The 14220-nt window shown below is 23.3% G+C and carries 16 protein-coding genes, 2 tRNA genes and 1 pseudogene; 10 read left to right on the top strand and 9 right to left on the bottom strand.

From position 1 onward, the window contains the following. The first annotated feature begins 121 nt into the window (after positions 1–121). From gshB to hemW, 4 genes are read left to right on the top strand one after another with little or no spacing between them, the layout of a single operon-like run. A complete protein-coding gene (gshB, locus tag QZ401_RS00675) occupies positions 122–1084 on the top strand; it encodes a glutathione synthase (protein WP_295164072.1) in 963 nt (320 codons plus the stop codon). A gap of 10 nt (positions 1085–1094) precedes the next feature. Next, entirely contained in the window at positions 1095–1508 is a 414-nt protein-coding gene (ruvX, locus tag QZ401_RS00670; protein ID WP_295164071.1) for a Holliday junction resolvase RuvX, read from the top strand. Between the two features lie 29 nt (positions 1509–1537). Beyond that, entirely contained in the window at positions 1538–2227 is a 690-nt protein-coding gene (locus tag QZ401_RS00665) for a YggS family pyridoxal phosphate-dependent enzyme (protein ID WP_295164070.1), read from the top strand. Between the two features lie 37 nt (positions 2228–2264). After that, positions 2265–3395 (top strand): radical SAM family heme chaperone HemW, encoded by a 1131-nt coding sequence (gene hemW, locus QZ401_RS00660; protein WP_295164068.1) that lies wholly within the window; start codon positions 2265–2267, stop codon positions 3393–3395. A gap of 9 nt (positions 3396–3404) precedes the next feature. Here hemW and trmB read toward each other — a convergent pair whose 3' ends face one another. Then, positions 3405–4124 carry a tRNA (guanosine(46)-N7)-methyltransferase TrmB gene (gene trmB, locus QZ401_RS00655; protein WP_295164066.1) on the bottom strand — a complete coding sequence of 240 codons (720 nt, stop codon included), beginning with the start codon at positions 4122–4124 and terminating at the stop codon, positions 3405–3407. A 99-nt stretch (positions 4125–4223) separates the two neighbouring features. Between trmB and mutY the strand changes: the two genes are divergently transcribed. From mutY to murI, 3 genes are read left to right on the top strand one after another with little or no spacing between them, the layout of a single operon-like run. Next, on the top strand, positions 4224–5267 hold the full coding sequence (gene mutY, locus QZ401_RS00650; protein WP_295164065.1) for an A/G-specific adenine glycosylase: 1044 nt from the start codon (positions 4224–4226) through the stop codon (positions 5265–5267). A gap of 26 nt (positions 5268–5293) precedes the next feature. Next, positions 5294–5530, top strand: coding sequence for an oxidative damage protection protein (locus tag QZ401_RS00645; RefSeq protein ID WP_295164064.1), 237 nt, complete (start codon positions 5294–5296; stop codon positions 5528–5530). A gap of 57 nt (positions 5531–5587) precedes the next feature. Beyond that, a complete protein-coding gene (gene murI / locus QZ401_RS00640; RefSeq protein ID WP_295164063.1) occupies positions 5588–6358 on the top strand; it encodes a glutamate racemase in 771 nt (256 codons plus the stop codon). Here murI and sbcB read toward each other — a convergent pair. After that, entirely contained in the window at positions 6345–7796 is a 1452-nt protein-coding gene (gene sbcB, locus QZ401_RS00635) for an exodeoxyribonuclease I (protein WP_295164062.1), read from the bottom strand. The genes murI and sbcB overlap by 14 nt on opposite strands. Positions 7797–7892: 96 nt before the next feature. Between sbcB and QZ401_RS00630 the strand changes: the two genes are divergently transcribed. Further along, positions 7893–8201, top strand: a complete 309-nt coding sequence (locus QZ401_RS00630) for a DUF496 family protein (RefSeq protein WP_295164845.1) — start codon at positions 7893–7895, stop codon at positions 8199–8201. Positions 8202–8219: 18 nt separating this feature from the next. Here the strand turns inward: QZ401_RS00630 and QZ401_RS00625 are convergent. Then, a tRNA-Asn gene (locus QZ401_RS00625) sits at positions 8220–8292 on the bottom strand. 129 nt (positions 8293–8421) lie between these two features. Between QZ401_RS00625 and QZ401_RS00620 the strand changes: the two genes are divergently transcribed. Beyond that, positions 8422–8494: transfer RNA gene (locus tag QZ401_RS00620), tRNA-Ile, on the top strand. 60 nt (positions 8495–8554) lie between these two features. Next, positions 8555–9213 (top strand): annotated as a pseudogene (gene pyrE, locus QZ401_RS00615) (orotate phosphoribosyltransferase). A gap of 33 nt (positions 9214–9246) precedes the next feature. On the opposite strand, the gene dut reads toward pyrE, so the two are convergent. The 6 genes from dut to rnr form a co-directional block, all read right to left on the bottom strand. Next, a complete protein-coding gene (dut, locus tag QZ401_RS00610; RefSeq protein ID WP_295164061.1) occupies positions 9247–9708 on the bottom strand; it encodes a dUTP diphosphatase in 462 nt (153 codons plus the stop codon). 57 nt (positions 9709–9765) lie between these two features. Beyond that, positions 9766–10527, bottom strand: a complete 762-nt coding sequence (gene cysQ / locus QZ401_RS00605) for a 3'(2'),5'-bisphosphate nucleotidase CysQ (RefSeq protein ID WP_295164060.1) — start codon at positions 10525–10527, stop codon at positions 9766–9768. Positions 10528–10563: 36 nt separating this feature from the next. Next, the gene (rplI, locus tag QZ401_RS00600) at positions 10564–11016 is read right to left on the bottom strand and encodes a 50S ribosomal protein L9 (protein WP_295164059.1); all 453 of its coding nucleotides are present in this window, start codon (positions 11014–11016) and stop codon (positions 10564–10566) included. A 56-nt stretch (positions 11017–11072) separates the two neighbouring features. Then, positions 11073–11300, bottom strand: coding sequence for a 30S ribosomal protein S18 (rpsR, locus tag QZ401_RS00595; RefSeq protein ID WP_158337628.1), 228 nt, complete (start codon positions 11298–11300; stop codon positions 11073–11075). Between the two features lie 101 nt (positions 11301–11401). Continuing rightward, positions 11402–11743 (bottom strand): 30S ribosomal protein S6, encoded by a 342-nt coding sequence (rpsF, locus tag QZ401_RS00590; RefSeq protein WP_295164056.1) that lies wholly within the window; start codon positions 11741–11743, stop codon positions 11402–11404. Positions 11744–11917: 174 nt separating this feature from the next. After that, positions 11918–14098, bottom strand: coding sequence for a ribonuclease R (gene rnr, locus QZ401_RS00585; RefSeq protein ID WP_295164054.1), 2181 nt, complete (start codon positions 14096–14098; stop codon positions 11918–11920). Positions 14099–14220: the final 122 nt, after the last annotated feature.

The raw sequence follows: 14220 nt of genomic DNA, 5'->3' as shown, positions 1-14220 counted from the left end.
ATAAATTTTTAAGTTTAGATGTTTAATAATTAATTTTATTTAAGAAAAAATTTAATTTTCAAAAAAATAAATTCGTATTATATTTATAAATATTTTTTTGTTAAACAATGAGTTTTAAAATATGCAGAAAAAAAAGAATTTAAAAATTGGAATAGTAATGGATCCAATTAAATCAATTAACATTAAAAAAGACTCAAGTTTTGCTATATTACTGGAAGCTCAAAAAAGAAAACATGAAATTTATTATATGGAAATGAATGATCTTTATTTAAGAAAAGGTAAATCATATGCAACAACAAAATTAATGGAAGTGCAAAAAAATAAAGAAAATCATTTTAAGTTTATTCAAAAAAAAGACATTGCATTAAATGAATTAGACGCTATTCTAATGCGAAAAGATCCTCCATTTAATACTGAATTTATTTATGCAACATATATTCTTGAACGTGCAGAAGAACAAGGGGTATTAGTAATCAATAAACCAAATAGTTTACGAGACTGTAACGAAAAAATCTTTATATCATGGTTTTCTAAATTTACTACAGATACGTTAGTCACAAGAAAATTGTCTAAAATATATGATTTTTGGAAAGAAAAAAACGATATAATATTAAAACCTTTAGATTCAATGGGTGGAAAAAATATTTTTCGTGTTAAAAAAAATGATCCTAATTTTTCAGTTATTGTAGAAACACTTACAAATTACGAAAAAAAATATTGTATGATTCAAACGTATTTACCAGAAGTAAAATTTGGTGATAAAAGAATTTTAATTGTAAACGGGAAGATTATACCTTGGTCTTTAACACGTATCCCAAAATATGGAGAAACAAGAGCAAACTTAGCCGTTGGAGGAGAAGGAAAAGTACAAAAACTTAGTGATAAGGATTGGAAAATAGCTAACTATTTAGCTCCAATTTTAAAAAAAAGAGGATTGATTCTTGTTGGATTAGATGTCATAGGTAATAACTTGACAGAAATTAATGTTACAAGCCCAACATGTATTTGTGAAATTGAAGAAAAGAAAAATATTTCTATTACAAGTATTTTAATTGATTATATTGAATACAAAGTATTCAAATAGAGATTGTAAAATGATAGTAATAGCTTTTGATTTCGGTTTAAAAAATATTGGAGTAGCAGTTGGAGAAAATGTTCTTAAAAAAGGAAGAGCTTTAAGCAAATTATCTGCACAAAATGGATCTCCAAATTGGAATAGTGTAAAAAATTTATTACAAACCTGGCAACCTAAATTTTTAGTTGTAGGACTACCATTAAATATAGATGGTACCAGACAAGATATGACGAAAAAAGCAGAAAAATTTGCTTATTCATTAAGATATAAATTTAATGTTTTTGTTGATTTACACGATGAACGTTTAAGTACTAAAGAAGCTAGGTCATTAATATTTAAAAAAAATGGATTTAAGGGATTAAAAAAAGAAAAAATACATTCTGTTGCTGCTGTAATTATATTAGAAAGTTGGTTTAATCAAAATTTGTATTAATTCTTTAATGCATGAAAAATAAAAAAAATATGAAAAAAATTAATATTAACATTGAAATTATTAAAAAAAAAATTAGCACTTTTTTAAAGAAAAACAACAATCCTTTAAAAAAAGTAAAAATAATAGCAGTAAGCAAAAATCAAGACATTGATAAAATAAAACTAGTAATATCATCTGGAATATATGAATTCGGAGAAAATTATGTTCAAGAAGGAATCAAAAAAATTCAAAAATTAAAAAAATATAAAAACATTATTTGGCATTTTATTGGAAAGGTACAATCAAATAAAACAAAAATTATTGCAGAAAATTTCGATTGGTGTCAAACTGTAGACCGTGAAAAGATAGCAATTTTACTCAATAAGCACAGAGCAAAAAATTTATTTCCAATGAACGTTTTAATGCAAATAAATATTTCTGATGAAATAAACAAAAATGGTATATGCATAAAAAATTATAAAAAATTAGCAAAAATTATTTCTTTAATGCCTAATTTGAACTTTCGAGGAATTATGATTATGCCTTCAATAAAAGAAGAAATCATAAAAAAAAATGATAGTTATAGAAACGGAAGTGTTATTTTTGATGAATTAAAAAAAAAATATCAATCAATTGATACTTTATCATTAGGAACAAGTTTTGATATAGAAAAAGCTTTATTTTTTCAAAGTAATATGATAAGAATTGGGCGTTTTATCTTTACAAACAAAATTAGCTAATACATTAAAAATTTATTGAAATATTAAAAACACTACTATGTTTAAACTTCCATCTATTAGTTTATATATCCACATTCCTTGGTGTTTAAAAAAATGTGGATATTGTGACTTTTATTCGTATGTTAGTAAAAGTACGATTCCAGAAAAAAAATATATTGAGCATTTATTAAAAGATTTAGAAAAAGATCTAAATTTAATCAATGGAAGAAAAATAAATAGTATTTTTATTGGTGGTGGAACACCTAGTTTACTAAAAAGCAGTTCAATAGAAAATTTAATAAAAGAAATAAAAAAAAGAATAAATATTTCTAATACAACAGAAATTACTATAGAATCAAATCCAACAACACTAGAATACAAACGTTTTTTAAATTATAAAAAATCAGGTATCAATCGTTTTTCCATAGGAATTCAAACATTTAACTCAGATTTATTAAAAAAAATAGAACGTACGTATAATAAAGAAGAGGCAATCTTAGCAATAGAAGAAATAAATAAAATAAATAAAAATTTTAATCTAGATATTATGTATGGATTACCAAATCAATCTTTAAACGATGTATTATCAGATTTAAAATATGCCGTTAAACATAATCCAAAACATATATCATGGTATCAATTAACTATAGAACCTAATACTCCCTTTTATATGAAAAAATTAAATTTACCTAATGAAAACATGATTTTTAAAATGCTAATACAAGGAGATAAGTTCTTAAAAAAATCAGGATATAAAAAATATGAAATATCTTCGTATGCAAAAATAAACTATGAATGTCAACATAATCTTAATTATTGGAATTTTGGGGATTATATCGGAATAGGTTGTAGTGCTCATGGTAAAATAACTCAAAAAAATGGAGATATTATTAGAACTATAAAGAATAAAAATCTAAATGATTTCATAAATGGAAAATATTTGAAATGCAAAAACATCATTTTAAAAAAAGAAAAACCTTTTGAATATTTTATGAATACTTTTAGACTGTACAAACCTGTTTTAAAAAAACAATTCCAAGAAAGAACTAATATTGATCCAATTTATATAAAAGAAAAAATAGAAAAAGCAATAAAAAAAGGATACATAAAAGATAAGATTGACTCTTGGAATACCACCAAAAAAGGAAAAATATTCCTTAATTCATTATTAAAAATTTTTTTAGATTAAAAAAAATATCTACTTTTTAGATTGAAACATTAAATCAAATACTTCATTTCCTAAAAATTTTGCTTTTTTTTCAAATTTTGTTATTAAACGAAATTTAGATCGTTCAATAAACATTCTTGTTTTTGACACATTTATATAGTTATCAATATTTTTTATTAAATTTAATATAAAAAAACTGTATTCTTTTGAATCAGTAACAATATGTAAGATACCCCCAACAGTTAATTTTTTTAAAACTTTTCTTAGAAAAAAATCTTGTATAATTCTTCTTTTATGATGTCGTTTTTTATTCCATGGATCTGGAAAAAAAATTTGTACTTTTAATAAAGTATAGTCTAAAATCATTTTATCAATTACTTCAATTGCATCATGATAGATAATTTTTATATTACTGATTCCAGAAAAATGAGCTAAACGTAGACAAGAACCTATTCCTGGTTTATACACTTCTATTCCTAAAAAATTTTTATCTGGAAAATTAATAGCTGTTTCAACTAAAGAGTGACCTGATCCAAAACCAATTTCTAAAATAATGGGCGCACTATTTTTAAAAATAGATGTAAAATTTAATGGTTTTAATCTAAAATCAATACCAATTGATGACCAATATTTTTTAATTGCCTCTGATTGCGACTTAGTAATTCGACCTTTTCGACAAACAAAACTACGGTTTTGACGCAAAAAAGTACCATTGCAATTATATTGAGGTGTGATAATATTACTTTTCATATTTAATTATACTTTTTTTAAAAAATATTAAAATAATTATATCTTATTTTTTTTAAGTACATGAAAATTAATTTTTAAAAATTAAAAAAATTTTATAAAATGACAATATATGTTTTTTCGCAATTAATTCTTAATTGGTATCATATAAATGGAAGAAAAAATCTTCCGTGGAAAAAAGATAAAAATTTATATAAAATTTGGATATCAGAAATAATGTTACAACAAACAACTGTAAAAACAGTAATTCCATATTTTAAAAAATTTATATTAAGATTTCCAAATATACAATCTTTAAACAATAGTACATTAGATGATATCTTATGCCTATGGAGTGGATTAGGATATTATAAAAGAGCAGAAAACATTTATAAAACAGCAAAAATTATTAAACAAGAATATCAAGAAAAATTTCCAACACAATTTTTAGAATTACTTAAGCTACCAGGTATTGGAAAATCTACAGCAGGAGCTATTTTATCTTTGTCATTAAATTATTTTTTTCCTATTTTAGAAGGAAATGTAAAAAGAATTTTAATGAGATACTATGGTATCATAGGATATTTAACAGAAAAAAAAATAGAAAAAAAGTTATGGAATTTAATTGAATTAATTACTCCAATTCATAATACTGGTAATTTTAATCAAGGTATAATGGATATAGGTGCATTACTTTGTACTCCTAAAAATCCAAAATGCAATTTATGTCCATTACAAAAAAAATGTATAGCTTACAAAGAAAAAAATTGGATTAAATATCCTTTAAAAAAAAATAAAAAAATAAAATTAGAAAAAAAATCTTGGTTTATCGTTATTAAATATAAAAATAAATTCTGGATAGAAAAAAATACCAAAAAAAAAATTTGGAATAACTTGTTTTGTTTTCCAAATTTTGATACTGAAATTAAAACTATAGAATGGTTAAAAAAAAATAAAATTAATACAGATCAAAAAAATAAAAAGATCAAATCTTTTTATCACAAATTTAGTCATTTTACATTGCATATTATTCCAATTTTAGTAAAATTATCGTTTTATAAAAATTTCGATGATACTGAAAAAATAGGAGTTTGGTATGATTTAAAAAACCCTTATAATATAGGTATTCCTAAACCAGTTCAAAAAATTTTAAAAATGTTTAAATAGCTTTAAAAAAAAAGGTTATAAATAAAATGAGTCGCATAATTTTTTGTACTTTTTTACAGAAAAAATCTGAAGGTCAGGATTATCCTCCTTATCCAGGAGAATTGGGAAAAAAAATATATAATCAAATATCTAAAGTAGCTTGGAAAGAATGGAAATTACAACAAACTAAATTAATTAACGAAGAAAAACTAAATATGTTTAATCGAAATGATAGAAAAAAAATAGAAGATTATATGAAGTTATTTTTATTTAAAAATGAATAAATATATTTTTTTGCATAAATTCAAACTCTTATATTTTTTTTATTAGCGTATAAAAAAATGCTTATAATTGATTCTGGTATAGGTGGACTATCTATATTAGATAATATAAAAAAAAATTTTCCTAATATAAATTATGTTTATATGCTGGATAATGAGGCTTTTCCTTATGGGGAAAAAAAAGAAAAATTCATTGTAGAAAGAAGTATAAAAATAATTAATACAATAAAAAAAATTCATTCAATTAAGAAAGTAATAATAGCTTGTAATACAGTAAGCACAATATCTTTGCCTATTTTAAGAAAAAATTTCAATATTCCTATTATTGGAGTATTGCCTATACTAAAATCAGCGATTAAAATAAAAAAAAATAAAATTGTTGGTTTAATAGCAACTCAAGCTACAATTAATAGTACGTATATAAAAAAAATAATATATAAATATTCGCTTCAAAACACTATAAACATAATAGCTACAAACGAATTAGCAACAATAGCTGAAAGAAAAGTTAGAAAATTATCTATTTCAAATACAAAACTAAAAAAAATTTTTCAATCGTGGATTGCTCTTTCAATTCAACCTGATACCATCATACTTGGATGCACTCATTTTGCTTTTCTAAAACAAGAAATTCAGGAAATTTTTTATAAACCCATTAATTTTATAGATTCAGGGGATACAATTGCAAAGAAGATAAAAAAATATTTTTATCAAGAAAATATAAAAAAAAATATTTTTCTATGTTCTAAATATAATGAAAAAATGAAACAACTATTATTTTTTTTGAAAAAGTATAAATTTAAAAAAATTCAAGAAATTAATTTAAATTAATATTTTTATAAAATAACTTTTTATATTTTTTAAAAATATATTTTAATAAATCAGATAATAAATTGACTTTTTTCATATCATGAGAATAAATCTTTAAAAGAGATTCAATATTTTCTATATATCCTGTTAAGAAAAGTGAATTTAAAGTTTTTAAACAATAATTAAGCCATTCTTTTTTTTCTTTTTTATTTAATACATTGAAAAAATTTCGTGCCTTATATCGAAAAAATAATTCTTTTAAACGCTTATCTTTAAAATTTAATTTAATATTTTTTAAATAATTTGGTTCAGTTAGACTTATTTTTTTTATTAAATTTTTATCATGAAAATTAAAAAAAGAATTATAAATTTGTAAATCTACATTTAAAGAACTTTTATTTTCATTTTTTTTTAATAAAAAATTCTTAATTACATTTATTATAAAATAATTTTTTTTTATTAGATCTATTTTTTTATTATAAAAACAGCTTTCTTTAAAATTTAATCGATTCGTATCTTCTTCTCTAATTGAATTCATAGGTGCTAAAATAGGACAACGATTAAAATACACCAATGTTACTCCTAAATCAAACAAATTTTTAATTGAAATATTATAAAAAGACACTGTTTTACAAAAAAAAATTAGTTTTTCAATATCTTTAAATAAATCAATTGAAATTAATATATTTTTATTATTTAAATCCCATGATAAAGGTAATATACAACTTATATTATTACGTAAAGATCCAAAACAACTAGAAACATATATAATTGGAGTAAAATTTTTTAAATCAATTAGCTTATATAATTCACTTTTTTTTCTGTATTTGAAAAAAAAATCAAATAATTTTGGTTGTTTTCTTTTTATTAATTTTGCTAATTCAATAGTAGCATATACATCTGACGTAGCATCATGAGCATTAGAATGGGATATATTATTTGCTTTTGTTAAATCTGAAAGTTTGAAAACAGGTAAGCCAAGTTCATTTTTAGGCCATTTTATACCATTTGGCCTCAAAGAATAACATGCTCTAACAACATTTAGCAAATCCCAGCGAGAATTATTATCTTTCCAACTCCACTCATAAGGATCTAAAAAATTACGATAAAATATGTTTCTTGTAATTTCATCATCAAAAAAAATATTATTATAACCTATTATACAAGTATTAGGTTTAAGAAAAATATTATGTATTTTTTTAGCAAATTCGTATTCATTAACACCATTTTTCTCTGTATATTCAGGGGTGATTCCTGTGATTAAAATTGAAAGAGGATTAGGAAAATAATCATCTGATGAAAAACAATAAAAACATTTCGGTTTTTCAATAATATTTAAATTTTCATCTGTTCTAATTGAAGAAAATTGAGCTGGTTTATCTAAAGATGGGTGTATTCCAAAAGTTTCATAATCATAAAATAAAAAATTAATTTTATTTCTTTTTAAAAAATTTTTCATATTTTTTTTCATTTTTAATTTTAATAAATAAAAAACTGTTAAATTTCTAAAAATGAGGCTAAAAACATTAAGTATAACTATAAAAGGTTTTTAAAAATAATGAATACAAAAAAAACATTTAAAAGTGTATTAGAATTTGTACATAAATTTAGAAGAAAAAACAAAATAAAAAGAGAAATATCTGATATTGAAAAAAAAATTAGAGATAATCAAAAAAGAATATTATTACTTGATAATCTAAATCAATATATTACACCAGATATGAACTATGAAGAAATTAAAAAAATAATTTTTATGATGAAAAATGATTATGAAGATAGAATAGATGACTACGTTGTAAAGAATGCTGAACTTTCAAAAGAAAAAAGGAGTTTATCAAAAGAATTAAAATTAATTGTTGATTAAAAAATTCAAGTCTTTTTTCTCCCCTGACTGGACTCGAACCAGTGACATACGGATTAACAGTCCGCCGTTCTACCAACTGAACTACAGAGGAATACAAATATATATATACCAAAAAATAATACATATGTCAAATAGATATAAAATAAAAAAATAACTTTAAAAAAATGAAAAGAACTATAGATTATTAGAAGAAATTGTTTTATAGTATAATAAATATTATGGCCCTTTAGCTCAGTGGTCAGAGCAGGCGACTCATAATCGCTTGGTCGCTGGTTCAAATCCAGCAAGGGCCATTAAAATAAAAACCTTTAATCTTAATTAAAATTTTTCATTAATAATAAGGATTAAAATTTATGGAATGGAAAAAAGAATTCATTGAATTTCTTTTAAAAAAAAAGTCTTAAATTTTGGAAAATTTATATTAAAGTCTGGACGAAAGAGTCCTTATTTCTTTAATTCAGGCTTATTGTCTAGAGGAGAAGACATTGCTAAAATTGGTTTTTTTTATGCACAAGCTATAATTAATTTAAATCTTAAGTTTGATGTACTATTCGGTACTGCTTATAAAGGTATTCCAATTGTAGTTGCCACTTCTATAGCATTAAAAAATCAATATAATTTAGACATCCCATATTCTTTTAATAGAAAAGAAGAAAAAAAATATGGAGAAAAAGGATGTTTTGTAGGAGTAAATATAAAAAATAGAAAAATTATTATTTTAGATGATGTTATTACATCCGGAATGTCAATTAATCACGCAATTAAAATAGTTGAAAAAGAAAAAGCTGAAATATCTTCAATTTTTGTTTTGTTAGATCGAAAAGAAAAAAGAGATAATAACTTATGTACAACAAATAACTCTCAAAACAAAAAAATTTATAAAATTAATTCAATAATTACGATTGATGATTTTATATTTTATCTTTCAGAGCAAAAAAAATTAAAAAAATACGCACATCAATTAATTAAATATCGTAAGGAATACACCTCTTCTTTACAGGAATACAAATAAAAAATACAATATTTCTCTAAACAAAAAAACCCGTTAATAAAGACCTGAATGACCAAATCCTTTCTCACAACGCGAAGTTTTTTCAAAATTATCAACAATAGAAAATGTAGGTCTAATAATTGGAACAAATATTATTTGAGCAATCCTATCATAGGGATTAATAAAAAAATTATTTTTACTGCGGTTCCAAATAGATATCATGAGCTCACCTTGATAATCTGAATCAATTAAACCAGTCAAATTACCCAAGACAATTCCATTTTTGTGACCTAATCCAGAACGAGGTAAAATTAAAGCTGTAACGTAAGGATTATCAATATATATTGCTATTCCAGTTGAAATTAAAGTTACTTCTTTAGAAGGTAAAATTATTTTTTCCTTTATACTTGCTCTAAGATCTAAAGCAGAAGATCCAGGTGTTGCATATCGAGGTAATAATGAATAATTATTTTTTTTTATATTAGAATCTAAAATTCTAATTTTAATATTGTTCATAAACTTTTTTTCGTAAAAATTATTAATGTCATTGTATTTTTTCTTATTATAAAAATTTTATGATGAAGCTAAAAAACCTGGATTTATTAAACACGAACGATTATGAGAAGAAGATAAAGAATAATTCAATTCTTCTCCATTCCATGTTTTAATTTTTCCACCTGCTGCAGTAATAATAGCATGACCGGCGGCCGTGTCCCAAATAAACGTATTGCCAAATCTTGGATAAATTTGAGCTTTTCCTTCTGCAATATAACAGAATTTTAATGAAGAACCTAACTTTTTTACCTTATAATTGCTATTCATTTGATTTAAAAAATTATCTAATTCTTTATCAGGATGTGAACGACTCGTTACTAATAATGGTTTTTTTGACTGTGCAACAAATATTTTTTTTTTATACCCTTTTTTTTTATCTTCTTTCCAAGCTTCTTTGTTAAAAGAAGAATACAAAATTTTAAAAAAAGGAGCATATATTACACCTAAAACAGGTATACCTTTTTTAATCAAACTAATATTTACTGTAAATTCCCCATTTTTTTTTAAAAATTCTTTAGTTCCATCTAATGGATCAACTAACCAATAGGTATCCCAATTTTTATGATCTTTAAAATCATAAGATCCTTCTTCAGATAAAATGGGAAATTTTGGAAAGATAGAAAGAAGTCCTTTCTTAATAAGATTGTTTGCTTCATGATCAGCATTGGTTATAGGAGTGTTATCTGATTTATAAAAAATATCTACTGATTTCTTAGAAAGATAACAATGCATTATAGCAGAACCAGCAATTTGTGCTAGTTCACAAATTTTTTCTAGCATTTAACACCGCATCTACATATTATATTTAAAAAAAAATTATTTTTTTGCAACAATATTCACTATAAAATATTCATGTACTTCATTGTGTGGTTGAAAAATAATTTTATGTTCTCCTACTTGGCGCAATACTCCATTTGGTAATTTAATTTCTTTTTTGTTAACTTTGATACCTAACAAAGTCATTTCTTTTATAATATTTCTAATTCCTATAGAACCAAATATCTTACCTTCTTTTCCGACTTTAGATGAAATTACTATAGATTTTATTTGCTTTATTTTTTCAGCACGAGATTGAGCAATAAGTAATTTACTAATATTTTCTTTTTCTAATGCAATACGCTGAGCTTCAAAAGATTCAATATTTTTTTTATTAGCTAAAATTGCTTTTCCTTTAGGAATTAAAAAATTTCTAGCATAGCCGGATTTTACATGGACAACTGCACCAGAATCACCTAGTTTTTTCATTTTTAATAAAAGAATTACTTCCATTATTTATTTTTCTCTCTTATGTTTTCTCTCTTTGATAATTTGATAAAATTTATCTTTTAATGATGTTGATCAGTATATGGAAGTAGAGCAAGATAGCGTGCTTTTTTAATAGCTCTGGATAATTGACGCTGATATTTAGCTCTAGTACCAGTAATACGACTAGGAACAATCTTACCATTTTCTGTAATATAATTTTTTAACATTGCAATATCTTTGTAATCTATTTCTTGAATTCCTTCTGCAGTAAAACGACAAAATTTTCGACGACGAAAGTAACGTGCCATTATTTAGATATCCTCTAAAATAAAAAAATATTTTACTCTTTATTAAAATTTACTAAAACCTTTTTATAAAAAATTAAATAAAAATTATGACTAAATCACTATTATTTTTTATCTTTTTTTTCTTCTTTTAACTTCATGACTGGTGATACTTCATTTATTGCTTTTTTTACAGATATAATAATATTTCTAATAACTGCATTATTAAAACGAAAGTCTGTCTCTAATAAACTAATAGTATTAGGAGAGGTTTCTATGTTTAGCAGAATATAATGTGCTTTATGTAATTTGTTAATGGGATAAGATAATTGTCGTCTACCCCAATCTTCTAAACGATGTATAACTCCAAAGTTATCATGGATAATTTTTTTATATTTTTCAATTATTGTAGAAACTTTTTCACTGTAGTCTGGATGAATCATAAAAATTATTTCATAATGACGCATTTAAAAATGCTCCTTGTGGATTTTTTAGCTTCCTTATTGTTTATAGCTATTTTCCAAGGAAGCAAGGAACTTTTATAAAAAAATTATAGCTAATTTTATATATATGGTATTTTAATTTTAAAAAAAAATCAATAAAATTTCGTTTTTTAAACAATTATTCTTTTTAAATAAAAACTAACAAGACATGCATAAAGATAATTCTATCTTACGTTCATTTAAATTAACAGCAATAACTTTTACTTTCAGAGTGTCGCCAAGACAATAGGTGTTTTTACTTGACTTACCGATAAGTTTTAATCCAATAGAATCAAAATAATAATAATCATCAATTAAAGTTGCTATATGAACTAATCCATCAATAAAAAATTGATTTAAACGTACAAAGAAACCAAATGAAGTGACATTAGAAATAACTCCTGTAAGTGTATATCCAATTTTTTTTTGCATAAAATCACATTTTAACCAGTCTACAACATCTCTAGTAGCTTCATCTGCACGTCTTTCTGTCATCGAACAATGAAGACCTATTTTTTTTACTTCATTAAGATTATATAAATCATATTCAGATAAATTTTTTTCTTTTAGTAATAAGTGTTTAATAACTCTATGAACTAAAAGATCAGGATATCGCCTAATAGGAGAAGTAAAATGGACATAGCTAGATAAAGATAAACCAAAGTGACCACGATTATCAGGCGAATATACAGCTTGTTTCATAGAACGTAACAATATAGTTTGAATCATTTCGTAATCAGGACGGTTTGAAATATTTTTTAATAAATCTGAATAATGCATAGATTCTGGTATTTCTCCTCCTAACAAAGATAATCCTAATTTTTTTAAAACTGATCGAAAATTAACAATACTATCTTTAGTAGGACGATCATGATTTCGAAATAAAACTGGATGTTTATATTTTTTAACAAATTCAGCTGAAGCTATATTTGCTAAAATCATACATGATTCAATAAATTTATGTGCATCATTTCGAATATTTTGATAAATATTTTTGATTCTAAAATTAAAATCTAATGTAAATTTAGCTTCTATATTTTCAAAATAGATACCTCTTTTAGAAATATTATATTTTTTTAAAATTTTTTGTAAGGATGATAAATTCTGAATATATTTTAATAATTTTTTATATTTAAAACGAAGTTCAATATCGCCATTCCAAATTTTAAATATTTCATTATATGTAAAACGTCCGTGAGAACATATGACAGCTTCATAATGTTTATATTCAATTAATTCTCCCTTATTAGATAAATTCATTTCACATATTAAAGATAAACGTTCTACATGAGGATTTAAAGAGCAGACATCTACAGATATTTTTTCTGGTAGCATAGGTATAACTAAGGAAGGAAAATAAACGGAAGTACCTCTTTTTGAGGCAGCTTTATCTAAAGCCGTATCAGGTTTAACATAGTAACTAACATCAGAAATAGCTACCCACAATTTCCACCCTTTTGTTCCATTAGTTTTTTTTTTACAAAAAACAGCATCGTCAAAATCACGAGCATCTTCTTCATCAATTGTAAAAAATGGAATGTGTCTTAAATCTACACGATTTTTAAAATCTTTTTGATTGATCTTATCGTTTATTTCACGTAATTGACGTTCAACTTCTTTTGACCATAAATGAGGAATACAATGTGTTCGTAATGCTATATTTATAGCTAAATCTGTTCCCATTTCTTTTCCAAGAATTTCTACTATAGTTCCTTTTATTTTACTTTTTTTTGTAGAATTTTCTTTTAATTTAACTACTACAATTGTTCCTATAGAAATATTTTCATTAGAAACAAGTGAATCAAAAATAAATATTTTAAAATTAAATCGACTATCATTTGGAATGACAAATTTTTTTTTATTATCAATGCAATATCTACCTACAATTAATACATTATTTGGTTGTAATATTTTTAATACTTTCGCTGAATTTCTTCCTTTTCTATCAGATTTTACAATATGTGCTAGAATAATATCACCATGAATACACAATTTCATTTGTTCTATTGAGAGCCATAGATCATCTTTAAATGTTTCTGTTCTAAGAAAACCGTAACCATCTCTATGACCTATAACTTTACCTGTAACTATTTTTAAATTTTCTGGAGTAATGTAACAACGATTGCGAGTGTATATAATTTGACCGTCTCGTTCCATTGCTCTTAATCTTCGACGCAACGCTTTTTTTTCTTCTTGATTATTAACACTAAATTTTTTTTCCAAATTTTTTTGACTTATTAAATCTTTAGCTTTTTTTAATAAAAATAAAATTTGTTCTCGACTCGGGATAAAATTTTTATATTTCTTAGTTTCTTTTTTTTGGTAGGAATCTACTACCATATTTACTTCTCCAGTTATATTATTTTATAATATATGTTTTTATTAAATTAATTTGTTATTAATTAATAACCATTAATTTTTTAACATTTTTTTATAAAAAAATATGAAAATGATTATTAAAA

The sequence above is a fragment of the uncultured Buchnera sp. genome (assembly GCF_913776765.1).
GTDB lineage: Bacteria > Pseudomonadota > Gammaproteobacteria > Enterobacterales > Enterobacteriaceae > Buchnera > Buchnera aphidicola_AO.
This window is presented reverse-complemented; position numbering and strand designations above follow the sequence as displayed.

What these genes read in the sequence shown, in the direction of transcription:
- gshB (WP_295164072.1), top strand. Translation starts at nt 122, where the DNA reads ATGCAGAAAAAAAAGAATTTAAAAATTGGAATAGTAATGGATCCAATT.
- ruvX (WP_295164071.1), top strand. Translation starts at nt 1,095, where the DNA reads ATGATAGTAATAGCTTTTGATTTCGGTTTAAAAAATATTGGAGTAGCA.
- QZ401_RS00665 (WP_295164070.1), top strand. Translation starts at nt 1,538, where the DNA reads ATGAAAAAAATTAATATTAACATTGAAATTATTAAAAAAAAAATTAGC.
- hemW (WP_295164068.1), top strand. Translation starts at nt 2,265, where the DNA reads ATGTTTAAACTTCCATCTATTAGTTTATATATCCACATTCCTTGGTGT.
- trmB (WP_295164066.1), bottom strand. Translation starts at nt 4,124, where the DNA reads ATGAAAAGTAATATTATCACACCTCAATATAATTGCAATGGTACTTTT.
- mutY (WP_295164065.1), top strand. Translation starts at nt 4,224, where the DNA reads ATGACAATATATGTTTTTTCGCAATTAATTCTTAATTGGTATCATATA.
- QZ401_RS00645 (WP_295164064.1), top strand. Translation starts at nt 5,294, where the DNA reads ATGAGTCGCATAATTTTTTGTACTTTTTTACAGAAAAAATCTGAAGGT.
- murI (WP_295164063.1), top strand. Translation starts at nt 5,588, where the DNA reads ATGCTTATAATTGATTCTGGTATAGGTGGACTATCTATATTAGATAAT.
- sbcB (WP_295164062.1), bottom strand. Translation starts at nt 7,796, where the DNA reads ATGAAAAATTTTTTAAAAAGAAATAAAATTAATTTTTTATTTTATGAT.
- dut (WP_295164061.1), bottom strand. Translation starts at nt 9,708, where the DNA reads ATGAACAATATTAAAATTAGAATTTTAGATTCTAATATAAAAAAAAAT.
- cysQ (WP_295164060.1), bottom strand. Translation starts at nt 10,527, where the DNA reads ATGCTAGAAAAAATTTGTGAACTAGCACAAATTGCTGGTTCTGCTATA.
- rplI (WP_295164059.1), bottom strand. Translation starts at nt 11,016, where the DNA reads ATGGAAGTAATTCTTTTATTAAAAATGAAAAAACTAGGTGATTCTGGT.
- rpsR (WP_158337628.1), bottom strand. Translation starts at nt 11,300, where the DNA reads ATGGCACGTTACTTTCGTCGTCGAAAATTTTGTCGTTTTACTGCAGAA.
- rpsF (WP_295164056.1), bottom strand. Translation starts at nt 11,743, where the DNA reads ATGCGTCATTATGAAATAATTTTTATGATTCATCCAGACTACAGTGAA.
- rnr (WP_295164054.1), bottom strand. Translation starts at nt 14,098, where the DNA reads ATGGTAGTAGATTCCTACCAAAAAAAAGAAACTAAGAAATATAAAAAT.